At 64.6% G+C, this 254-nt stretch carries 1 pseudogene; it reads left to right on the forward strand.

The annotated features are described in order from the left end of the window. Positions 1 to 189 (forward strand): annotated as a pseudogene (locus SB679_RS25310) (hypothetical protein); the annotation flags it as partial. Positions 190 to 254: the final 65 nt, after the last annotated feature.

Here is a 254-nt window from a genome sequence, read left to right on the forward strand (position 1 = left end):
GCACTCTCCGAGCACCACGCCACCGTGGTCTGGCCAGACTCGGAGGAGCTCCCCGCCCTGGGCTCACGCGTCAGGGTGATCCCCAACCACGTATGCCTGGCGATGAACCTGGTGGATGAAGTCCACGCGGTGCAGGACGGCGCAGTGGTGGACAGGTGGAAAGTAGCTGCCCGGGGGCGCAACAGCTAGCAGGGCAGTTTCACGGAAACCCCTGCCCAGCCTCAGGTGTATCTGCCAGACTCATCCCTATGCAG

Origin of the sequence: Chryseobacterium sp. SIMBA_029 (assembly GCF_046535275.1) — a bacterium.
GTDB lineage: Bacteria > Bacteroidota > Bacteroidia > Flavobacteriales > Weeksellaceae > Chryseobacterium.